The following is a 21,595-nucleotide window of genomic DNA, read 5'->3' on the forward strand; positions in this document are numbered from 1 at the left end:
GTACCGCTTGCTTGGCAACACGGAATACGCGGGAACGCGCGCCGTAGTAGCCTTTAGCAAGTTTCAGAATTTTTTTGTGACGCTTACGGGCAATGACGCCACGCTTTACACGAGCCATGAGTTACTTCCTCTATTTCTTGATCAAAATTAACGAAGGCGCAGCATGCGCTCGACTTTTGCCACGTCAGATGCGTGCAGCAGGCTGCTGCCGCGCAGTTGACGCTTACGCTTGGTCGACATTTTGGTCAGGATGTGGCTCTTGAAAGCGTGCTTGTGCTTGATGCCATTCGCGGTTTTCAGAAACCGCTTAGCTGCACCACTTTTCGTTTTCATCTTTGGCATGTTCGGATACTCCGCATTCAGTGGATAAACATAACCGCAAGGCCTGCCGTGCCCTGGTGGTTACTTCTTCTTTTTGGGGGCGATGACCATCATAAGCTGGCGTCCTTCCATCTTCGGATGCTGCTCGACGGAACCGTATTCTGCGAGGTCAGCTTCAACCCGCTTCAACAGCTCCATCCCCAGCTCCTGGTGGGCCATCTCACGACCACGGAATCTCAGAGAGATCTTGGCCTTGTCCCCTTCACTCAGGAAACGTACCAGGTTGCGTAGTTTTACCTGGTAATCCCCTTCCTCCGTCCCTGGACGAAACTTGATTTCTTTAATCTGAATCTGCTTCTGGTTTTTCTTCGCCTCGCTGGCCTGCTTCTTTTTCTCGAAGAGGTGCTTGCCGTAGTCCATCACCTTGCAGACAGGTGGCTGGGCGTCAGCGGAAATTTCTACCAGATCCAGCTTTGCTTCTTCAGCTATTCGAAGCGCTTCATCAATCGAGACGATGCCAATCTGCTCGCCGTCAGCGCCAATTAACCGAACCTCGCGTGCCGAGATATTCTCGTTGATCGGGGCCTTCGGTGCAGTTCGTTTATCCTGTCTCATTTCACGCTTAATAATAATTACTCCGAATCTTGGCGACCACGCCGGGAAACCGCTTGCGCGAGAAGCGCCGTGAACTGGGCGACCGGCATCGAGCCAAGGTCTGCGCCTTCACGGGTACGCACAGCGACAGTTTGCGTTTCAACCTCCCGATCTCCGATAACGAGGAGATAAGGAACCTTGAGCAAAGTATGCTCGCGGATTTTAAAGCCGATCTTTTCATTTCTCAAGTCGGACTTGGCACGAAACCCGCTTTCAGCCAGTGTTTTTTCGACGTCAAGGGCGAAATCGGCCTGTTTGTCGGTAATATTCATGATTACCGCCTGGGTAGGCGCGAGCCACGCAGGGAATACTCCCGCGTAATGCTCGATGAGCATACCGATGAAACGCTCGAAAGAACCGAGGATCGCACGGTGCAACATCACCGGACGCTTGCGGTTGTTGTCTTCGGCGATGTAGCTGGCATCCAGACGCTCCGGCAGGTTCGGGTCGTACTGCAGAGTGCCGCACTGCCAGTTACGGCCGAGGCAGTCGCGCAGGGTGAACTCGATCTTCGGACCGTAGAACGCGCCCTCGCCCGGCTGGTATTCCCAGTCCAGACCCGATTCGTTCAAGGCGTCGGCCAGAGCGTTTTCGGCACGATCCCACAACTCTTCAGAACCCACGCGCTTGGCCGGACGGGTCGACAGCTTCATGGCGATGTCGGTGAAGCCGAAGTCCTTGTAGACGTCCAGGGTGAGCTTGATGAAGTCGGCCGCTTCTTTCTTCACCTGATCTTCGGTGCAGAAAATGTGCGCGTCGTCCTGCACGAAGCCACGCACGCGCATGATGCCGTGCAGAGCGCCGGACGGCTCGTTGCGGTGGCAGGCACCGAATTCGGCCAGACGCAGCGGCAGGTCACGGTACGACTTCAGACCCTGGTTGAAAACCTGCACGTGGCACGGGCAGTTCATCGGCTTGACCGCGTAGTCACGGCTTTCCGACGAAGTGGTGAACATGTTTTCGGCGTAGTTGGACCAGTGGCCGGAACGCTCCCAGAGGACGCGGTCGACAACCTGCGGCGTCTTGATTTCCAGGTAACCGTTTTCGCGCTGCACCTTGCGCATGTACTGCTCAAGGACCTGATAGACGGTCCAGCCGTTGGCGTGCCAGAAGACCATGCCTGGCGCTTCTTCCTGCAGGTGGAACAGGTCGAGTTGCTTGCCGATCTTGCGATGGTCGCGCTTTTCAGCTTCTTCGATGCGCTGGATGTAAGCAGCCAGCTGCTTCTTGTCAGCCCAGGCAGTGCCGTATACGCGCTGCAGCTGTTCGTTCTTGGCATCACCGCGCCAGTAGGCACCGGACAGTTTGGTCAGCTTGAACGACTTGAGGAAACGGGTGTTCGGCACGTGCGGACCGCGGCACATGTCGACGTATTCTTCATGATAGTAAAGGCCCATGGCCTTTTCATCCGGCATGTCCTCGACCAGACGCAGCTTGTAGTCTTCGCCGCGGGCCGTGAACACTTCGATCACTTCCGCGCGCGGCGTGACCTTCTTGATGACGTCGTAATCTTTCTCGATCAGCTGCTGCATGCGCGCTTCGATCGCTGCCATGTCGTCCGGAGTGAATGGACGCTCGTAGGCGATATCGTAATAGAAGCCATCCTCGATGACCGGGCCGATGACCATCTTCGCGGTCGGGTACAGCTGCTTGACGGCATGGCCGACCAGGTGCGCGCAGGAGTGACGAATGATCTCCAGGCCTTCCTGATCTTTTGCAGTGATGATCTGCAGGGTCGCGTCGGCAGTGATCATGTCGCTGGCGTCGACCAGCTGGCCGTTTACTTTGCCGGCGATGGTGGCCTTGGCCAGACCCGCGCCAATGGAAAGCGCGACATCGGCGACCGATACCGGATGATCGAAAGAACGTTGACTGCCGTCGGGAAGAGTAATGGTTGGCATGGCGCCTCCTCTCCTAGTGGTGACCCCTACCAAAGGTCACGTGGGTTGGGATAGAGCCAGTACGTGATTCGGTGGTGAACCTGCCTCACAGTGGCAGGCGCCTTTCGGCAACCGGTTGACCGAACCATAGTGACTGGAATTGACGAAATCGACAGACCTGGAACAACACCAGACCTGGCCCGCGACCCCCCCAGGGATTCTGCAGGGCGAGCATCCTAACACAGCCATATGCCTCTAAGTCAGGCAATTGGCGGTGGATACTGCAATTAAGCGCTCTTCGCAGCGTAACAATCGCGAACAGTGAACTGGCACCGCTCGCTGCCGTCAGATAATTCGAGGCCTTTATTCAAGGCCCGCTCGCCGCGAGCCCCACAGACAAGAAGGAAACCACCATGAAGCTTCTACGTGTTGCCGCCCTCCTCGCTCCGCTGGCACTGGCTCTCCCGCTCAGTGCTCATGCCGCCATGGATGCGAAAACCAAGACCAGCTACATGAACGAGTGCACCGCAGCCGCCACTCAGAACAACCCTGGAATGGATGCCAATGCCGTCAAGGCGCATTGCGAATGTGGCGCCCAGCAGATCAACAAGAATTTCTCGGACAAGGAAATCGCGTCGTTGAATGACAAAACGACACCTCCAAGTACCGAAATGACCTCTCGTTTGCAGAAAGCGGTGAGTGAAAACTGCCTGAAAGGCAAAAAATAAAAAATTTACACTCCGCCACAAATGCTCTGCAGCCAATGCCTGAAGTGAGCGCGACCAGGCCGCTGAAGCCCACTGAATACAGGGGCTTCAGCGATTCTGCGAAAGACGCTGGCGCAGTGTTTCGCCGCTGAGAATGAATCATTTTGGCGCCTGCACGCGTAACGCAGGTGCAAAGTTCTTACTGAAAAAGCTCAGCATTCACACAATTCGACTATGATAGCCCCGTGTGCCCAGTTGGCCTGAGCAGCACAGCACTACTGAAAATTCTGTATCTGGAGATACCCCATGTCTAATCGCCAAACCGGCACCGTAAAATGGTTCAACGATGAAAAAGGCTTCGGCTTTATCACTCCACAAGGTGGCGGTGACGATCTGTTCGTACACTTCAAGGCCATCGAAGCCGACGGTTTCAAAAGCCTGAAAGAAGGCCAGACTGTTTCCTTCGTGGCTGAGAAAGGCCAAAAGGGCATGCAAGCCGCTCAGGTTCGTCCGGAGTAATCCGAGCGTGCTGAAAAAACCCCGTCACTGACGGGGTTTTTTTATGCCTGTTGCCATCCTCAGCCGCAGTTGACGCGAACCACCGTGGCCGCCTGATCGGTATTCAGATTCAAACGGTCGGATCGGTACTCCAGCGTCACCATGTCCCGCGGCCCCAATACTCTGGCGGTCTGCGCACCGGCCTTGACCCGTGCCTGTTCCAGCAGCTCCGGCGATGCCGGCTTGCCGACAGCGAATTGCGCGGAGGCCGCATCACAACGGGAATGGCCGGTTTCGGTGTTTGCGGAATCCTGAGCGGGTTGCGTCGAAGACTCCGGCGAACTGCTGCAACCTGCCAGCAGTGCCACGACCATTACCAGACCCGATGATGCGTATTTCCAGGGCATACAACCTCCTTATCTTTAACGTCTACTGAACCTGTGCGACAGCGGTGAAGCCGCTTTGTTTCGCGGGCGTCGCGGAAAAAGGCGATAGGCCACCTCCGCGCGCGGGACGGCAAAGTCTGCATGAGCACGGGTCTTGCCGGCTCAGACAAATCGTCACAAAACGTTTGGCATCCAGCCCTCGCTGCAAAAAATTCCGACGCGCCACCTGACTCATGCCTAAGTAGAAGTGCGAAACAGCCTGCGGAATGCTTTACTACGCAGCCTGCTGGGCACGCCAACACGCCGCAGATCAGGGATCGATATTTTTCCGGGGGGAGATGAAACACATGGCAATCGTATCCATCGATGCGGACATCAAGGCCAGATGGCCACAGGGGCAATGCGCCCACAGCCCCGGCAGCCCGGAAGAGCTGGCCATCATTGCCATCGACCTGCTGGTCAAGGAACTGGGCACCGGCGGCGCCCAGAGCTTCATGAATCAGGTCTTCCTGCGCTACTCGGCCGACGCCTTGAGCGAGGCCTGACGCCGACTACTTCAGCCGTCCCAGGCGCTGGGTCAGTAGATCGAAGAAGCCTTGCGCATCGCCGTTCTCGACCCAGAAGACGTTTTTCGGCTGCCCGAGCGTGTCGTACCAGTCGGCAACGGTCTGGCCGAAGCTCGGCCCTTCACGACTGTCGATCACCAGATTGACCGGCCTGCCGGAGAACAGCTCCGGCTTGAGCAACCAGGCGATCACGCTGGCATCGTGCACAGGCCCTCCGGGCAGACCGTAATGCACCATGTCCGCCTTGACGTACTCGTTGAGGATGTCGCTCACCAACTTGCCCGCATGGTTGTTCAGCCCCTGGATCTGCTTCAGGCGCTGATCGCTGGTGAGGATCTTGTGGGTCACATCCAGCGGCACGTAAGTGAGCTTGACACCGCTGGCCAGCACGACTCGGGCCGCATCGGGATCGGCGAAAATGTTGAATTCGGCAACCGGGGTGATGTTTCCACCGTTGAAGTGAGCGCCACCCATGACCACCACTTCCTTGATGCCCTGGGTGATTTCCGGCGCCTGGACCAGCGCAAGCGCGAGATTGGTCTGCGGGCCCAACATGGCAATGGTGATGCTGTGCGGTGCAGCCTTGCTCAGCGTCTCGACCAGATATTGCACGGCGTTGCCAGACGCCAGTGGCTTCGCCGGCTCATGCACCTCGACACCCGGCAGGCCTTCCTTGCCATGGATGTTTTCCGCGTAGATCGGCGTACGCACCAGCGGCTTGCCGGCGCCGGCGTACACCGGCACCTCTTCGCGCCCGGCCCACTCGCGGGCCAGACGGGCATTGCGTGAAGTCTTGTCGACCCGCACATTGCCAGCCACCGTGGTGATCGCCATCACGTTCAATTCCTGCGGCGACGCCAGCGCCAGCAACAGGGCGACGACGTCATCGGCGCCCGGATCGGTGTCGATGATCAGGTCGCGCTTCTCGGCTGCCTGTACCGCACCTGCAGAAAACATGGCCACTAATGCAATCCTCCTGATCAATCCGAAGACAGCGTGTCGACGTACTTGCATGGAAAACTCCCTTTCCGTTGTTGAGGGTGAAGCGCCCCGATCAGAAGACCACACCGGCGACCAGGGCAATATTGGTGTACGGCTGGCATTCGCCGGTACGCACGATGGCGCGAGCGTTGCGACTCAATTGCTTGAGCGCCTCATGACTGAGCAGGCGTCGCTCGCCGAGCTGACCGGCTTCGTGCAACTGCTCGACGGCAGGCAGCGCGAGGGGTTGCTTCGCCAGCATTTCATCGGCCAGCACATGGCTTTCCACCTGCATCTCGGCCAGCACAGTGTTCAGCACACTGAGAAAGTCCGGTACGCCATGGGTCACGGCCAGGTCGATCAGCTCGACGCCTGGCGGCACCGGCATGCCGGCATCGACGATCATCAGGATGTCGCCATGGCCCAGCGAAGCGATGACGCGGGACAAGGCGATATTGAGCAAGGGTGTCTTCTTCATGGGGCAAATCCCTGGACTTCGGCAACGGTCGGAATCGATGGCTGAGCGCCGGAACGGGTGACAGACAGCGCCGCTGCGACCTGTCCGAAACGGATCGCGTCGGATTCGGATTTACCCTCGGCCAGCGCAGCGGCAAAACCGCCGACAAAGGTGTCGCCAGCCGCCGTGGTGTCGACCGGTTTCACTTTCGGCGCGGGGAAATGCTCCGAACGGGCAGCGTCGGCAAACAGTGCGCCCTGCTCGCCCAGGGTGACGATGACTTTGCCCACACCCGATGCCAGCAACGCTGTGGCTGCGGCCTGTGCAGTCGCCACGCTGTCTACCGGCAGACCGGTGAGCGCGGTGGCTTCACTTTCGTTGGGAATCAGGTAGTCAATCCAGGCATACCATTCGGCTGGCAGGGGACCGCTGGCTGGCGCCGGATTGAGAATGACCGTCTTGCCCAACGCCTTGCCACGCTTGAGCACGTGACCGACGGTAGCCAGAGGCACCTCCAGCTGGCAGATGATGACCTCGGCCTGGGCCAGCAACGCATCAAAGCCGTCAACCACCTCCGCCGTCACATGGCCGTTACCCCCCGCGACAATCACGATCGCATTCTGGCTGCTGTCATCGACCACGATCAGCGCCACCCCGGTCGACTCCCCTGCCACCCGCGTCACGGCCTGACAGTCGATACCTTCGGCAAGCAACGCCCCACGCAGCTGTTCGCCATACGCGTCATCACCCACGCAGCCGACCATGGCCACGCTGGCGCCAAGGCGCGCTGCGGCCACTGCCTGATTCGCGCCCTTGCCACCCGGTACGGTCACGAACGAATGGCCTGCCAGGGTTTCACCGCCCTTGGGCAAACGCGGCGCGCGCGTTACCAGGTCCATGTTCAGGCTGCCCACAATCACTACTTTTGCTTGCATGACGTCTTTACTCTTCAGTCCGGAGCCGGGCTCCGGTTCAGCGAAACTCGTTGAATGCGTTGGTCGGCGGCGCGGTGGATTCGCGCAACACGATGTTTGGCGCGACGATCAGGCGCTCGACCGCGGCCTGCCCCGGTGTGGCAATCCGTTTGAGCAGCACCTCGGCCGCTCGCTCGCCCAGCTGCAGGATCGACTGGCCGACCGTGGTCAGCGCCGGGTAAACATACTGACTCATCTGAATGTCGTCGAAACCGATCACCGACAGATCGCTCGGCACGCGAATATTGCGCTCGGCCGCCGCCCGCAACACGCCGATGCCGACCATGTCGTTGGCAGCGAAAATCGCCGTCGGTCGATCCTGTGCCAACAACTGACCCGCCGCCTGATAACCGCTGGGGCCGGTGAAATCGCTTTCCACCACCCAACTCTCGGGCACCTCGATAGCCGCCTCGGCCATGGCCCGCCGATAGCCGGCCAGACGCATGCGCGCCACGCTGGTTTCGGCCGGGCCGCTGATGCAGGCGATGTGCCGATGGCCCAGTTCCAGCAGATGCGAGGTCGCCAGATAACCACCCAGCTCATGATCGATACGCACCAGATCGGCGGTGATGTTTTCCAGGTCCCGGTCGACGATGACCATCGGCGTGCGTACGGCCGACAGGCTTTCCACCAGGCTGTCGCCACCACCGACCGACGATACGATCAGGCCATCCACGCGCTTTTCCAGCAGCACGCGCAAGTAATTGCGTTGCTTCTCCAGATTGTCGTCTGAGTTGCAGAGGATCACGCAAAAGCCGTTGCGCTCGCAGTAGTCCTCGATGCCCCGGGCCAGCTCGGCGAAATACGGGTTGATGCCGTTGGGAATCAGCAGCCCGATGGTCGCTGTGGCCTTGGCCTTCAGCGAGCGGGCGACGGCACTGGGCACGTAGTCGAGTTGCGCGATGGCTGCTTCGACTTTCTTGCGCACTTCATCACTGACAGGTCGGGTTCTGTTCAGAACATGCGACACCGTGGTGTAGGAAATGCCCGCAATCGCGGCGACGTCTTTGATGGTCGCCATATCAGCCGCGCCGCCGTGCGCGATGGCTGCGGTAGGTATCGAGGACCACGGCAACGACGATCACCGCACCGGTGATGATGCGTTTGGTTGGCTCGGTCGCGCCGATCTGCGCCAGACCCGCCGCCAGCACCGAAATGATCAGTACGCCGAAGAACGTGCTGATCACCGAACCACGGCCGCCCATCAGGCTGGTGCCGCCGATGACCACAGCCGCGATCACCTGCAGTTCCAGGCCGGAACCGGCATTCGGGTCGGCCGCTTCCAGACGGGAAATCTGGAACAGCGCCGCAACACCGGCCAGTAGCCCCATCAGCGAAAACACCAGAATCTTGTAGGGCTTGGGATTGATACCTGCCAGACGCACGGCTTCTTCGTTGGTGCCGATGCCGATCAGGTAACGGCCGAACACTGTGCGGGTCAGTACGGCCTGGGCCGCGAAGATCACCAGCAGCGCGATGACGAACGACGGCGAGATGCCGAAGGCGAACGGGTTGGACAGCCAGGCGAAGGAGTCACCGATATAGGCCGTGCGCGAGTCGGTCATCTGGTAAGCCACGCCGCGTGCCATCTCCAGCACACCCAGCGAAACGATGAACGACGGAATGCGCCAGGCCACGGTGATCGACCCCGTCAGGGTGCCTGCTGCGGTGGCGCAGAGCATGCCGAGCAACGCCGCCGGCAGCACGCCCCAGCCCCAGCCGAGCATCGCCACGCTGACCGCCGACGCCGCCAGCGCCAGCACCGAACCCACCGACAGATCGATGCCGCCGATGATCAGGATGAAGGTCATGCCCACCGCCAACACCATCAGGTCGGGGATCTGGTTGGCCAGAGTGCTGAAGGTTTCATAGGAAAGGAAATGATCGCTGAGCAGGGAGAACAGCACGATCATTGCCAGCAAGGCACCGGCCAGGCCCAAGTAGGTGCCCAGGCCGAAATAGTTACCGCTGCGCTTGCCTGGCGATGGCAGCGCGGCCGGGGTAGTCGAAGTTTTCATCAGTCGTTCCTGGGCGCGGCATCGGACAGCAGCGCATCACGTTTTTGGTAGCCAGCGAAGGCTGCGGCGAGCAACTCGTCCTGAGTCCAGTGGTCACGTTCGAAGGTGTCGATCAGACGCCCGGCGGACAACACGCCGATGCGGTCGCAGATCAGCATCAGTTCGCGCAGATCGCTGGAGACCACCACCAGCGCCCTGCCCTGACGGGTCAGTTCGCCGAGCAGTGCATAGATGTCGAATTTGGCGCCGACGTCGATCCCGCGAGTCGGCTCATCGAACAGCATCACCTGGCAATCGCGCTCCAGCCAGCGGCCGATCACGACCTTCTGCTGGTTGCCGCCGGACAGCTCCGAGACCAGTTGCGTCGGGCTCGAACTGCGGATCCGCATGGCTTCCACCTGCCGTTTGGCCAGGGCCGTCTCCGCCCCGCCATTGACCACGCCGACACTGGAAATCGCTTCCATGTTGCCCAGCGCGATGTTGGCGCTGATCGACTGCGACAGCAGCAAGCCTTCACCTTTGCGGTCTTCGGTGATCAGGGCGATACCGTGGCTTACCGCATCCACCGGCGAATTCACCCGCACGGACCGCAGTGGGCTGCCCACTTCGACGCTGCCGCTGTCGGCACGGTCGGCGCCGTAGATCAAGCGCAGCAACTCCGTGCGACCGGCACCGATCAGGCCGGAAATGCCGAAAATCTCACCGGCGCGCACGTCAAAGGACACGTCGCGAACCTTGTCGGAGCGGCTCAGGCCCTTGACCGACAGTGCCACCTCGCCAATCCGGCGTTGGCCCAGATCGATATGCTCGCCCAGCTCGCGCCCGACCATCAGGGTCACCAGCTGTTCGCTGTTGTAATTGGCCATGGCATCGACGCGGACCAGCTTGCCGTCACGCAACACGGCGATGCGCTGGGCCACACGCGCCAGCTCTTCGAGGCGATGGGAGATGTAAATGATGGAAACGCCGCGATCCTGCAGACGGGTGATCTGCTCGAACAGCATCTCCACTTCACGGGCCGTCAGCATCGCCGTCGGCTCGTCGAGAATCAGTACGTGGCAATCGCCGATCAGGTTGCGGGCGATTTCGACCATCTGCTGATGACCGATCCCCAGCTCGCCAACCAGTGTGTCAGGGTCGATGGCGTCCAGACCAACCTGAGCCATGGCCTTGATCGCGTCTTCACGCAGCTTCCTGCGATTGATCCAGCCACCACGGCTGGGCAGGTTGTCGAGGAACAGATTTTCCGCCACCGACAGCGTCTGCAGCAGATTAAGTTCCTGCATGACCATGCGCACGCCGAGCTTTTCCGCCTGGGTGCGACTGGCCGGTTGATAAGGCTGACCCTGAAACTGCATCTGGCCGGTGGTGGGTGTCACCAGCCCGCCGATGATCTTGGACAGGGTGCTTTTGCCGGCACCGTTTTCGCCGGTCAGCGCCAACACTTCCCCACGCATCAGCGTCAGGTCGATGTCACCGAGAACAGGCTGGGCGTAGGTTTTGCCGATACCACTGACAGATAGAACAGCGGCCTGAGCAGACGCTGACATAACGCTCTCCACGCGCCTGCCCTTGCGGACAGGCGCTTTTACAGGTGTTGGAACAGGCCCGCGATTACTGGGGTTTGGTAACCAGTTCGACCGGGGTCTCGATCACACCATCCTTGATGTCGAGTTTCTCGCCCTTGATCATTTTCAGAGCGGTATCGATGCCGAACACAGCCTGCCGGGCGGCAAACTGATCGGCTGTCGCCAGTACGCGACCATCCTGGAGCATCGGCTTGATGGCATTGATGTTGTCATAGCCGACCACTTGCACCTTGCCGGTCTTGCCTGCCGCGCGCACCGCAGAAACGGCGCCCAGCGCCATGCTGTCGTTGCCGGCCAGCAAGGCTTTCAGGTTCGGGTGAGCCTGAAGCATCGCGGAGGCCACGGCGTTGCCCTTGTCGATTTCCCAGTTGCCGGATTGCGTGGAGACGATTTTCATCTGTGCGCCATCCATCGCATCCTTGAAACCGGCGGTGCGCTGCTGCGCGTTGGTGGTGGTCGACACGCCTTCGATAATGCCGACCTCATCACCTGCGGTCAGTTGCTTGGCCAGGTAGTCACCCACCAGCTTGGCACCCTTGCGGTTGTTCGGCCCTACGAACGGCACTTCGATGTTCTTGCTTTTCAGCACGTCGGCATCGAGTTGGTTGTCGATGTTGACCACCTTGATACCCGCATCCATGGCCTTCTTGATCACCGAGGCCAGTGCTTTGGAATCAGCCGGCGCAATCACCAGCGCATCGACTTTCTTGACGATCATCTGGTTGACGATGTCGATCTGCGCGGCGGTGTCGGATTCGTTCTTGATGCCGTTGGAAATCAGGTCGAAGTCGGCGGCATGTTGCTTCTGGTAATCCTTGGCGCCGTCTTCCATGGTCAGGAAGAATTCGTTGGCGAGGGATTTCATCACCAGCGCGACGGTCGGCTTCTTGGCGTCGTCGGCGTAGGCAGAAGAGAGAGGCAGGGTTACAGCGGATGCGGTGAGCATGGCTACAGCAAGAAGGCGTGCAGCGAATGGCAGCTTCATGGAATCACTCCGACATTATGATTATTGTATCGGCACCGAATGCGCGTCGATTTCAGGAGACGACGTGATCGCAAACGTTTGCGTGAGTGAAACTATGGGAATGGTTTCAACATTTGTCAACTGCGCGAGCAGGCAATTCATGGCGATATGCGGCTCGGCCGATTCCCCCTTTTCGTCCACCTGTTTGCGGACAAATGTGTACTGTAGCTGCTCCGTTCGGCTATCCGACCGCAATTTTCTGCAACGTTCGGCAGGCCGGACGCACCGTCTCCAGACAAACCTAAAAAAATCATATTTTTCAAATAGTTAACAAGCACGATCGAACCTCTCTCTCGTGGTACGGAATCTGCACCATCCCGGTGCGCTCTGCGTTCATCCCCATGAAACAGACTCCCGGTGCCAGGACGGCACCGTCTAACCACAGCGAGAGAACAATAATGACTGCTGCAGTAAAAACCTTTAAATCCGGCGCTCTGACCCTCTGCTTCCTGCTGACTCCTGGCCTGGCGTTCGCCGAGACCGCCGAACAGCCCCCGCAACAGAAATCGAAACTGGCCAACGTCGTGATTCTGGCAACCGGCGGGACCATTGCCGGCGCCGGCGCCAGCACGGCCAACAGCGCGACGTATCAGGCGGCCAAGGTCGGTGTCGACAAACTGATCGCCGGCGTACCGGAGCTGGCCACACTGGCCAATGTGCGCGGCGAACAAGTGCTGCAGATCGCATCGGAAAGCATCAGTAACGACAACCTGCTGCAACTGGGCAAGCGCGTCGCCGAGTTGGCAGAAAGCGCGGATGTCGATGGCATCGTGATCACCCATGGCACCGACACGCTGGAAGAAACTGCGTACTTCCTGAACCTGGTGGAAAAGACCGACAAGCCGATCGTGGTCGTCGGCTCGATGCGTCCGGGCACCGCCATGTCCGCCGATGGCATGCTCAACCTGTACAACGCCGTTGCGGTTGCCAGCAGCCAGGAAGCCAAGGGCAAAGGCGTGCTGGTGACGATGAACGACGAGATCCAGTCCGGTCGTGACGTCAGCAAAATGGTCAACATCAAGACCGAAGCCTTCAAGAGCCCGTGGGGCGCGCTGGGCATGGTGGTCGAGGGCAAATCCTACTGGTTCCGCCAGCCGGTCAAGCGCCACACGCTGAACTCGGAATTCGACATCAAGCAGATCAGCAGCCTGCCGCAGGTCGATATCGCCTACGGCTATGGCAACGTTTCCGATACCGCCTACAAGGCACTGGCCCAAGGCGGCGCGAAGGCGATCATCCATGCCGGCACCGGCAATGGCTCGGTGTCGTCGAAAGTCGTACCGACCCTGCAAGCGCTGCGCAAGGACGGCGTGCAGATCATTCGCTCGTCCCACGTCAACGCTGGCGGCTTCGTGCTGCGCAACGCCGAACAGCCTGACGACAAGTACGACTGGGTGGTGGCTCACGATCTGAATCCACAGAAAGCGCGGATTCTGGCGATGGTCGGCCTGACCAAAACCAATGACAGCAAAGAGCTGCAGCGGATGTTCTGGGAATACTGATCAGCGCTGTAAAACACAGCCTGAAATGACAGGGCCTGATCACTCCCGGTGATCAGGCCCCTGGATTCAATCTTCCTCCTTGACCGTTGCCACCTCGTCAGCCCGCACTCTCACGGTTTTGCCAGAGATGTCCTGAAACTCGTAAAAACCGTCCTTGCCCTTGGTCTTCGGCGCGTCCTTGGTCACGTACTGCGTGCCGTTCTGCAGTGTCACGACGGTCGCCGTGGAGCATCCCGCCAGCGCGGCACAGGCCAGCAACGCCATCGTCAACCCAAACCCTTTGATGTTCATACAGGCTCCTGTATTTCCGCTCACGGTGAACTGAATGGCTATCAAAGGATCAGATCGGCTCAAGCGTCTTTGGTTCGCCAGGCAAAAATTGGCGAGGTAAATCAAAGAATTGAGTGATCGCCATTATTTGTCCTACAGCAGTGTTGCGAAACGTCCCACACTGAAATACTGTATGTGCATACAGCAAAAACAAGGGATCTTTTTCGTGTCCAGTCAAGCCGCCTCTGCCGCTGCACCAGGCTCTTACGAGCGTCTCGGTACCCGCATCCAGAAAATCATCAACTCGCCCACCGCGCAGCGATCCCGCTCCGCATTGATCTTCCGCCTTGCCGACGAGCAGGAGGATGACTGGGCGCAGTTGCTCGAAGAAATTGCGGAAAACGACAACGTCACCCTCGCCTGGCGCGACGATGGCGGCGTGCAGATCTTCTGGACTGTACCCAAGGAAGACTGACGCTCCCCCCGCTCGAAAACACCTGCGGCAAGCTGCAGCCTTCGCGGCTCGCAGCTTGCGCTCATTCGCCTTAACCCCTGTCGTAGTTGGAATCAATGTCCCGATTTTTTTTCGCGCTGCTGCTGACCCTTTCCTTCCTGCAAAACGCTTCGGCGGACATCAATATCGGCACCTGGAACCTTGAGCACCTGAGCGTGCGCCCGAACAAGGATTTCCAGGGCATCGCCAAGGTCGCGCAGAAAGTCGACTTTCTCGCCGTTCAGGAATTGATGAATGAAGACGCCCTGCAAGCACTGGCCAAGGAACTGACCCGCCAGACCGGCAAGCACTGGAGCGCCATGGCCTCCCATGCAGTCGGCCGTTCCTCGTACAAGGAAATGTACGGATTCGTCTGGCGCGATGACGCCGTTGCCTACGAGGACGGTGCCGTCACCTACCTCGACCGTAATGACACCTTCGAACGCGAGCCCTACTCCGCCCGCTTCAAATCGCTCAAGGACGGCTCGACCTTCGTGGTCGCCACCGTGCACATCCTGTACGGCAAAAGTCAGGCAGACCGCGCCTCGGAAATTGTTGCCCTGTCGAACTACTGGAGCTGGCTGAAAGACACCTACCCTGGCAACAACCCGATCATGCTGATGGGCGACTTCAACACCCCACCGGACTCGCCGGCCTGGAACAGCCTCGATGCCAGCGCCAAGCCACTGGTCACCAGCGGCGCCAGTACCCTGTCGACCACAGACGGCAAGTTCTCCAACCTCTACGACAACATTTTCGTGGGCAAGAACGCCGCCATTCGGGTCAACAACGTGCAGGTGTTCAACTACCCGAAATACCTGGGCATGACCCATGCGCAAGGGCGTGACAGCGTTTCCGACCACGCGCCGATCTTCCTCAGTGCCAGCCTCGGCAATGTCGGCCCAGTCAGTGTCAGCACGCAACCGGCGCGAGCCAATCCGATGCAACCCGCGACTCCGGCCGCCAACACTGCCAACCTGGCCTTGGCCATCCGTGGCAACAAGAAAACCATGGTTTACCACCGCCCTGACTGCCCGTCGTACAACGCCATCGCCGAGTCGAACCGGGTCGAGTTCAACAGCGCCGCAGCGGCTGAAGCACAGCACTACCGCTTGGCTGGCAACTGTCACTGAGGCGCCTGCGCCATTTCTTCTGCCCCCTCAAAAACAGAGTGCATCTACGGCTTTCTACCCGGTTGAACCATAGATGCCACTCAAACAGATATGGCACATCGCCGCTGATCGGGGCAGCATTCAAAACGCCACGAGACAATGCAATTCTCCACGGGTCACACACCTCGCACGATCGTGCAGGTACCCGCCTCACTCAGAGAAAAGGCACGACGATTCTGGCCGCTTGAAGTACTGGCAAGCCTGTATCGATCTCGAAATGAAGTGACAGCACCGCCGATAAGCTCGGCGTACAGGCTGTCAGGTACATGATGGAAGTACTCAATTTCAGAGCGGCGTGAACGACGCCCGACAGGCCATGACGATGAATGATTACAAGGATTTTGAAATTCATTACCGGTTTCGAGGCGAGCCTCGATGTTTTTCCCACCAGGCCAGCCATCTTTGCGAAAGCGATGCCGTGCACTTCGCCACGCTGCATGCTGGCGTCGGGACACGTGACGGCAACGTCGCCACCGGCCCGCTCAGACTGGCCATGCGTTACGCCGAAGACCTTGGAGTGACCCAAGTGTCGTGGAAACGCGCCTGAGCTGAAAAAGTCCAAACGAACCGTGAAGACGGCGGTCGGTATTTACAAGCAGCGCTCATCAACCAGCAAAGCGAGGTAAATATGAACGTCGATAACGCGCTCAAGAAAGAAGTCCTGACCCGGCTGCTGCATGCCCACCCCGGCGGATTGGGGAAAGAGGTGCTGGACAACTACCGAGGGGAAAACGCCGTCGCCGACGCCCTTCAACATCTACAGGAGGCGGGCCTGATCCATGACGGCAGCGTCGACAACCCGGCCCGGGGCGAACGTTCGCTCAAATACCCCATCAAGCTCAGTTCCGCAGGCGTGGACGCGGCGAAGCATTTGCAGGGGTAAAGCTCAGCCAATTAATCGGGAAGCTGTAGAAACGGTAGGAGCGCGCTTGCCCGCGATGGCGGACCGTCGGCCTGACACCGCGCTTTCACGGGCAAGCGCGCTCCTGCAGATATATGGATGTCGGCAAAAGGAAGTGATCGAGACAGCATCTGGTGTTCTCCCCAAGTGCCGCTGTCCTGATCTTCCTTGAGCCGGTCAGGCAGCAGCACTACAGGGGAACGAGAAGGAGACTACAAGCTGAGTCGGACTTTCGTCACTTGTGTAATTGTGACTTTATTCGTCTGCCGGCACTCACCCGCCGACAGATCCGCTATTACACCGCAGGGTAATCGCCCGTGCCGTCCGGCCATGGGGTCAGCAATTCAAAACCGCTGTCGGTGACCGCCACCATGTGCTCCCACTGCGCCGACAGCGAGCCGTCGCGGGTCAGTACCGTCCAGCCGTCATCCAGCACATGGGTCCCCGGCTTGCCGACGTTGATCATCGGTTCAATGGTGAACACCATGCCGGGTTTGAGCCTGAGCCCTTTGCCCGCCGCACCGTAGTGCAACACTTGCGGTTCTTCGTGGTACTTGCGACCGATGCCATGCCCGCAATACTCGCGCACCACGCTGAAACCCTCGCGGTACGCCACAGTCTGGATCGCATGACCGATGTCACCCAGCGTCGCGCCCGGCTTCACCGTGCGAATGCCCGCCAGCGTGGCTTCATAGGTGGTTTCCACCAGGCGCCGCGCCAGCGGGCTGACCTCGCCGACGTAATACATGCGGCTGGTGTCGCCGTACCAGCCATCCTTGATCACCGCGACGTCGATGTTGACGATGTCGCCTTCCTTGAGAATGTCATCCGGCGAAGGAATGCCATGGCACACCACCGCGTTCGGCGAAATACAGGTGGTTTTGGTGAAACCGTGGTAACCGACGTTGGCCGGCGTGACTTTCAGCTCATTGACGATGTAGTCGTTGCAGATGTCGTCCAGCGCCTCGGTGCTGATACCGGGCTTCACATGCGGAGCAATCATCGCCAGCACATCGGCCGCCAGACGGCCCGCCACCCGCAATCCGACCAGATCGGCTTCGCTCTTGATTGTGATGCTCATTGCGACACCGCCTGGACGCGACGCACGTCGAGGTCCTGTTCGCCTGCGTCGGTTTCCGCCTGAAGCAACAACTGGCAGATCGCACTGTAATCCAGCGAAGGATTGAGCTCGGCAAGCATACCTACGCGCATCCAGTGCTCTGCCTGTGCGTTGATCGAACGACTCAGCGCGGCGCTGGCCGAGCGGAGATTGGCGTGCATGCCTTCGGAAATCTTGACCAGCCCCATGATTGACTCGCTGCAGAAGTAATATACGAAGCATATACGTTTCATATACTCCTCCACAACCCGGCCACGGGCACCGAGTCAGCCAGACGACTGGCTGGCCTCGGTCGCACATTCCGACAACGACTGCGCCAACTGCAGGATGGCGCCCTGATCGTCTTCGTCGAGTGCGCGGTAATGGGTGATGATCGCCCGCTCGGTGTCGTTCAGCGTATCGACGGCAATCGGCGTGCGCTCGCCAGACAACACATACAGCACGTCCACCCCTTTCTTGCCCAGCGCTGCCAGGTAATCAGAGCGCGGGATGCGTTCACCGCTCTCGTATTTGCCCTGTGCATTGGCCTCGACACCGCCGATGGCACCGAACTCCTGCTGTGAAAGATCAAGCCGTTTGCGCTCATTCTTTAAACGCGAACCCAGATCGCTCATAAACATCGCCCTCGAAATAGACTTTGTTTAAAGCAAGACCCCATTGGTCCGGGGGAGTTGCCATCATCCCGACAATTGTTCAAGCTTGCGTTTTTTCGGCCTCAGGGAAGCCTGACGGCGGCCGATAGATTCGGATGGACAGTTTGTCATTTTTGCTGACAACCCGATTTCTGCAGTTCGGAGAACCAGACGTGATCACATTTTTACTGGGTTGGTGCGCCTTGTCCCTGATCGGTACGCTGCTGGCACTGAGCCTGATCCGCACCGGCAAACGTCGCCAGCCCGAAGCGGACGACGGCGAAATGGCACCCGTCGTGAACAACCCCGGCCGCTACAAGGCCTGACTCCCCTTCTTCCCACGCACCGGTCCGACTCAGGTCCGGTGTGAAATCATTCCTGCGCGAAAGCTACCTGCTCGACGGGCTGCCCTGTCGTGCCTGGCAAAAACGCCAGGTTTGCCTGGCTCAGGTTGAATTGACGCAGGCTGGCGGCCAGGGCCAGAAAATCCTCGCGCTGCATGGCGTTGCCCCAGATCTGATCGAAACCGGACACGGCAGGTTGAGTGCTGCTTTCAGTGATGTCGGCGCAATGGGTAAGCATCGTCGATTCCTCTTTCGTTGAAATACTGTTTAAACATACAGTATTTGCAGAAACCGGCAAACGCAAGCGCTGTTACGACAAGCGGTCAGACGTCCGTGCATTCATACCCGTGCGGCCGACGACAGCATCAGGCAAGAACCGGGCAGTAATCGAATACCGCCCGCAGCGCTCTGGCTCGTACCCTGTGAGCATTGAACGCATGTTCCTCAGCCTGCGAGGCAACAGCATGAAAAGCCTTATCGCTTTCGTCGTGACCCTGCTTTTGGTCGCAATCAGCGCCACCGCCCTGGCCATGCCCTGTAGTGCGAAAACCCGCTCGACCGGCGAAGCCATGGACGCTCAGCAAATGATCCGCCTGCATGTCGCGCAGCAAGGCCCGGTCACGCTCAAGCGCACGGGCCCGCCGATCAGGCTGCAGGCCTAGGCGCCTGCCAGACCGCGCAGACGATTCAGGTCGTCGCCCGACAGAACGATGCCTTCGGCCAGTGAACGTTCGCGCTGACGATAACGCCGGTCACCCGGCATGCGCTGCTGGCCGACACCGTGCATCTGCCGCACCAGCTCTTCGCTGCGCTGGGCGAACGCCTGGCCGCTGCCCTTGTCCGGGTCGATGACGATGATCGTCTGCCCGGTCCACGGCGTCTGCGCGCCGGGATGGGTGGACATGTCGAACTCGAAAGAAAAGTTGCCGCCGGTCAAAGCCGCCGACAACAGCTCGACCATCATCGACAGCGCCGAGCCTTTGTAACCGCCAAATGGCAGCAACGCACCGCCGTCAAGAATCGCCTTTGGGTCCTGGGTCGGCTGCCCGTTGCGATCCACGCCCATGCCAGGTGGCAACGAGTGCCCTTCCCGTGCGGCGATCTGCACATCGCCATGGGCGATGGCGCTGGTCGCCATGTCGAACACGATCGGCTCACCACCGGCGCGCGGTGCAGCAAAAGCAATCGGGTTGGTGCCGAACAGCGGCTTTTGCGCGTCGTGGGGCACCACGCAGGTCATGCTGTTGACCACGCTCAGCGCCACCAGACCTTCCTGAGCGAACGGTTCGACGTCCGGCCACAAGGCGGCGAAGTGGTGCGAGTTGCGAATCGCCAGAATCGCGATCCCGGCATCGCGCGCCTTGTCGATCAGCAGCGCCCGTGCGGCCTGCATGGCTGGCTGGGCAAAGCCGCCGCCGGCATCGACCCGTACGAAACCGGCGCCGACATCCTCGACTTTCGGTACCGCTTGCCCGTTCACCCAGCCGGCGGCCAGCGAGGCCAGGTAGCCCTTGATGCGAAAGATCCCGTGGCTGTGCGAGCCGTCGCGTTCGGCGCTGGCGCAGTTTTCGGCCAGTACCCGGGCCACCGGCTCCGCGGTGCCGTGGCGCAGAAAAATCTGCCGCAGCAATTCGGTCAGGTCGGCAAAGGAAATCGTCTGGGTGTCTACGGTGTCGCGGGGTGAGGACATCTGAAGCTCCGATGTATTTATTAAAAGAGGAAGCCGGACAGAACAAGGCCTGATGCCAGCACACACGCATCAGTCTGGCTGGAGAGTACTGTGGGCCGTCAAACAGGTAAACTGCGCGCCAGTTTCTCGCACCCCGTTTGCCCCCAGACCATCAAGGACCGATCCATGGAATGTCAGACCCTCGTGCTCGGCGCCGGCATCGTCGGCGTGTGTTCCGCCCTGCACCTGCAAGCCGCAGGCCAGCAGGTCGTGTTGCTGGACCGTGACGAGCCCGGCCGCGGCACCAGCCACGGCAACGCCGGCCTGATCGAACGCTCCAGCATGATTCCCTACCCCTTCCCTCGCGACTGGCCGCGCCTGTTGCGCTATAGCCTCAACCGCCAGTCATCGATGCGTTACAGCCCGACCTTTCTGCCCAGCGTGGCCGGGTGGCTGTTCGAGTACTGGCGGCAATCGGCACCGGATAATCTGACGATCGCCAGCCGCGCCATGCAGCCGTTGATCGAGCGCTGCGTCAGTGAGCATGACACGCTGGCCGAGGCCGCAGGCATGACTGAGCTAATCCGTGCAGAAGGCTGGATCAAGCTCTATCGGGACCCTGCCGAACTCGACCTGGCCATCGCCGATGCGCGCACGTTCGAGCAGTACGGCCTGCGCTATGACGTGCTCGATGCCGGGCAGTTGCGCCAGCGCGAGCCCGATCTGCAGGGCGTGGTCGGCGCCATTCACTGGCTCGATCCGAAAAACGTGACCGATCCCGGTGCACTGGTGCGCGGTTACGCGGCGTTGTTCGTGCAGCGCGGTGGTGTGCTGTTGCGTGGCGATGCGCGCAGCCTGCGCCAGTCCGGTGAAGGCTGGCAGGTCGACAGCGAAGACGGCACGCTGCGGGCCCGGCAGGTGGTGCTGGCATTGGGACCACAATCGGCCGATGTGTATGCGCCGCTGGGATATCGCATTCCGCTGGCGATCAAGCGCGGCTATCACATGCACTACGCCACGCAGCCCGGCGCCGAGTTGCGCCACTCGATCGTCGACGCCCAGGCCGGCTTCGTGCTGGCCCCCATGGCGCGCGGCATTCGCCTGACCACCGGGGTCGAGTTTGCCGCCGCCGACGCACCGGCCAACGAGATTCAATTGCGCCGCTGCGAAGCCGTCGCCCGCCAGTTGTTCCCGCTGGGTGAGCGACTGGACGGCGAGCCTTGGCTGGGGCGCAGACCGTGTCTGCCGGACATGCGTCCGGTCATCGGTCCTGCCCCTCGGCATAAAGGCCTGTGGTTCAACTTCGGCCACGCCCACCACGGTCTGACGCTGGGTCCGGTGTGCGGGCGTCTGCTGGCGCAGATGATGACCGGCGCGACACCATTCACCGACCCAGAGCCCTACCGCGCGGAACGCTTCGGCTGATAGAGAGCGTAA

General features: G+C 60.0%; 29 protein-coding genes. 11 read left to right on the forward strand and 18 right to left on the reverse strand.

All coding sequences use genetic code 11. From position 1 onward, the window contains the following. From ACIPL0_RS09695 to thrS, 4 genes are all read right to left on the reverse strand, one after another. Positions 1-118, reverse strand: a 118-nt coding sequence (locus ACIPL0_RS09695) for a 50S ribosomal protein L20 (protein ID WP_400731528.1), incomplete at its 3' end; no start/stop codon positions are given. 29 nt (positions 119-147) lie between these two features. Continuing rightward, a complete protein-coding gene (rpmI, locus tag ACIPL0_RS09700) occupies positions 148-342 on the reverse strand; it encodes a 50S ribosomal protein L35 (protein WP_027620572.1) in 195 nt (64 codons plus the stop codon). Positions 343-402: 60 nt separating this feature from the next. Next, positions 403-954 carry a translation initiation factor IF-3 gene (gene infC, locus ACIPL0_RS09705; protein ID WP_400599997.1) on the reverse strand — a complete coding sequence of 184 codons (552 nt, stop codon included), beginning with the start codon at positions 952-954 and terminating at the stop codon, positions 403-405. Then, a complete protein-coding gene (gene thrS / locus ACIPL0_RS09710) occupies positions 954-2,876 on the reverse strand; it encodes a threonine--tRNA ligase (protein WP_400599957.1) in 1,923 nt (640 codons plus the stop codon). Before thrS ends, infC begins: the two co-directional genes overlap by 1 nt. 392 nt (positions 2,877-3,268) lie before the next feature. On the opposite strand from thrS, the gene ACIPL0_RS09715 reads away from it, so the two are divergent. Next, positions 3,269-3,583, forward strand: coding sequence for a hypothetical protein (locus tag ACIPL0_RS09715; RefSeq protein WP_400599955.1), 315 nt, complete (start codon positions 3,269-3,271; stop codon positions 3,581-3,583). A gap of 285 nt (positions 3,584-3,868) precedes the next feature. After that, positions 3,869-4,081: a cold-shock protein gene (locus tag ACIPL0_RS09720; protein WP_017904083.1), complete on the forward strand. Its 213-nt coding sequence runs from the start codon at positions 3,869-3,871 to the stop codon at positions 4,079-4,081. Between the two features lie 59 nt (positions 4,082-4,140). Here the strand turns inward: ACIPL0_RS09720 and ACIPL0_RS09725 are convergent, their stop codons facing one another. Further along, positions 4,141-4,467, reverse strand: a complete 327-nt coding sequence (locus ACIPL0_RS09725; protein WP_400599953.1) for an I78 family peptidase inhibitor — start codon at positions 4,465-4,467, stop codon at positions 4,141-4,143. 326 nt (positions 4,468-4,793) lie between these two features. Here ACIPL0_RS09725 and ACIPL0_RS09730 point away from each other — a divergent pair, with 326 nt between their 5' ends. Continuing rightward, on the forward strand, positions 4,794-4,991 hold the full coding sequence (locus tag ACIPL0_RS09730) for a hypothetical protein (protein WP_400599951.1): 198 nt from the start codon (positions 4,794-4,796) through the stop codon (positions 4,989-4,991). A gap of 6 nt (positions 4,992-4,997) precedes the next feature. Here the strand turns inward: ACIPL0_RS09730 and ACIPL0_RS09735 are convergent, their stop codons facing one another. From ACIPL0_RS09735 to ACIPL0_RS09765, 7 genes are all read right to left on the reverse strand, one after another. Next, complete coding sequence (locus tag ACIPL0_RS09735) at positions 4,998-5,969, reverse strand: nucleoside hydrolase (RefSeq protein WP_400599995.1); 972 nt, start codon at positions 5,967-5,969, stop codon at positions 4,998-5,000. A gap of 97 nt (positions 5,970-6,066) precedes the next feature. Next, positions 6,067-6,471, reverse strand: coding sequence for a D-ribose pyranase (gene rbsD / locus ACIPL0_RS09740; protein ID WP_400599949.1), 405 nt, complete (start codon positions 6,469-6,471; stop codon positions 6,067-6,069). Further along, positions 6,468-7,385, reverse strand: a complete 918-nt coding sequence (gene rbsK, locus ACIPL0_RS09745; RefSeq protein WP_400599947.1) for a ribokinase — start codon at positions 7,383-7,385, stop codon at positions 6,468-6,470. Before rbsK ends, rbsD begins: the two co-directional genes overlap by 4 nt. Positions 7,386-7,422: 37 nt before the next feature. Further along, entirely contained in the window at positions 7,423-8,445 is a 1,023-nt protein-coding gene (locus ACIPL0_RS09750) for a LacI family DNA-binding transcriptional regulator (protein ID WP_400599945.1), read from the reverse strand. A 1-nt stretch (position 8,446) separates the two neighbouring features. Then, positions 8,447-9,442 (reverse strand): ABC transporter permease, encoded by a 996-nt coding sequence (locus tag ACIPL0_RS09755; RefSeq protein ID WP_400599943.1) that lies wholly within the window; start codon positions 9,440-9,442, stop codon positions 8,447-8,449. Further along, positions 9,442-10,992 (reverse strand): sugar ABC transporter ATP-binding protein, encoded by a 1,551-nt coding sequence (locus ACIPL0_RS09760; protein WP_400599941.1) that lies wholly within the window; start codon positions 10,990-10,992, stop codon positions 9,442-9,444. The genes ACIPL0_RS09755 and ACIPL0_RS09760 overlap by 1 nt, the downstream gene beginning before the upstream one ends. Before the next feature lie 64 nt (positions 10,993-11,056). Beyond that, complete coding sequence (locus ACIPL0_RS09765; protein ID WP_400599939.1) at positions 11,057-12,016, reverse strand: sugar ABC transporter substrate-binding protein; 960 nt, start codon at positions 12,014-12,016, stop codon at positions 11,057-11,059. Between the two features lie 437 nt (positions 12,017-12,453). On the opposite strand from ACIPL0_RS09765, the gene ACIPL0_RS09770 reads away from it, so the two are divergent. Beyond that, the gene (locus ACIPL0_RS09770; protein ID WP_400599937.1) at positions 12,454-13,557 is read left to right on the forward strand and encodes an asparaginase; all 1,104 of its coding nucleotides are present in this window, start codon (positions 12,454-12,456) and stop codon (positions 13,555-13,557) included. Positions 13,558-13,623: 66 nt separating this feature from the next. Here the strand turns inward: ACIPL0_RS09770 and ACIPL0_RS09775 are convergent, their stop codons facing one another. Continuing rightward, positions 13,624-13,848, reverse strand: a complete 225-nt coding sequence (locus ACIPL0_RS09775) for a YgdI/YgdR family lipoprotein (RefSeq protein WP_400599935.1) — start codon at positions 13,846-13,848, stop codon at positions 13,624-13,626. Between the two features lie 172 nt (positions 13,849-14,020). Here ACIPL0_RS09775 and ACIPL0_RS09780 point away from each other — a divergent pair, with 172 nt between their 5' ends. The 4 genes from ACIPL0_RS09780 (at position 14,021) to ACIPL0_RS09795 (ending at position 16,375) form a co-directional block, all read left to right on the forward strand. Beyond that, a complete protein-coding gene (locus ACIPL0_RS09780) occupies positions 14,021-14,302 on the forward strand; it encodes a DUF1654 domain-containing protein (protein ID WP_400599993.1) in 282 nt (93 codons plus the stop codon). A 95-nt stretch (positions 14,303-14,397) separates the two neighbouring features. Further along, a complete protein-coding gene (locus tag ACIPL0_RS09785) occupies positions 14,398-15,453 on the forward strand; it encodes an endonuclease/exonuclease/phosphatase family protein (protein WP_400599933.1) in 1,056 nt (351 codons plus the stop codon). Between the two features lie 361 nt (positions 15,454-15,814). Then, positions 15,815-16,039 (forward strand): DUF6555 family protein, encoded by a 225-nt coding sequence (locus ACIPL0_RS09790; protein WP_400599991.1) that lies wholly within the window; start codon positions 15,815-15,817, stop codon positions 16,037-16,039. Positions 16,040-16,120: 81 nt separating this feature from the next. Beyond that, positions 16,121-16,375 (forward strand): hypothetical protein, encoded by a 255-nt coding sequence (locus ACIPL0_RS09795; protein WP_400599931.1) that lies wholly within the window; start codon positions 16,121-16,123, stop codon positions 16,373-16,375. Positions 16,376-16,688: 313 nt separating this feature from the next. Here the strand turns inward: ACIPL0_RS09795 and map are convergent, their stop codons facing one another. The 3 genes from map to ACIPL0_RS09810 all read right to left on the reverse strand — a co-directional run bounded on the left by map (position 16,689) and on the right by ACIPL0_RS09810 (position 18,127). Beyond that, the gene (gene map, locus ACIPL0_RS09800; RefSeq protein ID WP_400599929.1) at positions 16,689-17,474 is read right to left on the reverse strand and encodes a type I methionyl aminopeptidase; all 786 of its coding nucleotides are present in this window, start codon (positions 17,472-17,474) and stop codon (positions 16,689-16,691) included. Continuing rightward, positions 17,471-17,701 (reverse strand): ParD-like family protein, encoded by a 231-nt coding sequence (locus ACIPL0_RS09805; RefSeq protein WP_400599927.1) that lies wholly within the window; start codon positions 17,699-17,701, stop codon positions 17,471-17,473. The genes map and ACIPL0_RS09805 overlap by 4 nt, the downstream gene beginning before the upstream one ends. A 78-nt stretch (positions 17,702-17,779) precedes the next feature. Beyond that, positions 17,780-18,127 carry a helix-turn-helix domain-containing protein gene (locus tag ACIPL0_RS09810; protein ID WP_400599925.1) on the reverse strand — a complete coding sequence of 116 codons (348 nt, stop codon included), beginning with the start codon at positions 18,125-18,127 and terminating at the stop codon, positions 17,780-17,782. 191 nt (positions 18,128-18,318) lie between these two features. Between ACIPL0_RS09810 and ACIPL0_RS09815 the strand changes: the two genes are divergently transcribed. Next, complete coding sequence (locus ACIPL0_RS09815) at positions 18,319-18,471, forward strand: hypothetical protein (RefSeq protein WP_400599924.1); 153 nt, start codon at positions 18,319-18,321, stop codon at positions 18,469-18,471. A 46-nt stretch (positions 18,472-18,517) separates the two neighbouring features. Here ACIPL0_RS09815 and ACIPL0_RS09820 read toward each other — a convergent pair whose 3' ends face one another. After that, complete coding sequence (locus tag ACIPL0_RS09820; RefSeq protein WP_400599923.1) at positions 18,518-18,727, reverse strand: hypothetical protein; 210 nt, start codon at positions 18,725-18,727, stop codon at positions 18,518-18,520. On the opposite strand from ACIPL0_RS09820, the gene ACIPL0_RS09825 reads away from it, so the two are divergent. Next, the gene (locus tag ACIPL0_RS09825) at positions 18,705-19,151 is read left to right on the forward strand and encodes a hypothetical protein (protein ID WP_400599921.1); all 447 of its coding nucleotides are present in this window, start codon (positions 18,705-18,707) and stop codon (positions 19,149-19,151) included. The two genes, ACIPL0_RS09820 and ACIPL0_RS09825, sit on opposite strands and share 23 nt — an antisense overlap. On the opposite strand, the gene ACIPL0_RS09830 is transcribed toward ACIPL0_RS09825, so the two are convergent. After that, on the reverse strand, positions 19,148-20,179 hold the full coding sequence (locus ACIPL0_RS09830) for an Ldh family oxidoreductase (RefSeq protein WP_400599919.1): 1,032 nt from the start codon (positions 20,177-20,179) through the stop codon (positions 19,148-19,150). The genes ACIPL0_RS09825 and ACIPL0_RS09830 overlap by 4 nt on opposite strands. Positions 20,180-20,344: 165 nt before the next feature. On the opposite strand from ACIPL0_RS09830, the gene ACIPL0_RS09835 reads away from it, so the two are divergent. Further along, complete coding sequence (locus tag ACIPL0_RS09835) at positions 20,345-21,583, forward strand: NAD(P)/FAD-dependent oxidoreductase (protein ID WP_400599917.1); 1,239 nt, start codon at positions 20,345-20,347, stop codon at positions 21,581-21,583. The last annotated feature ends 12 nt before the right edge of the window (positions 21,584-21,595 follow it).

It is taken from the genome of Pseudomonas sp. NPDC090208, assembly GCF_044746785.1.
Taxonomy (GTDB): Bacteria; Pseudomonadota; Gammaproteobacteria; order Pseudomonadales; family Pseudomonadaceae; genus Aquipseudomonas.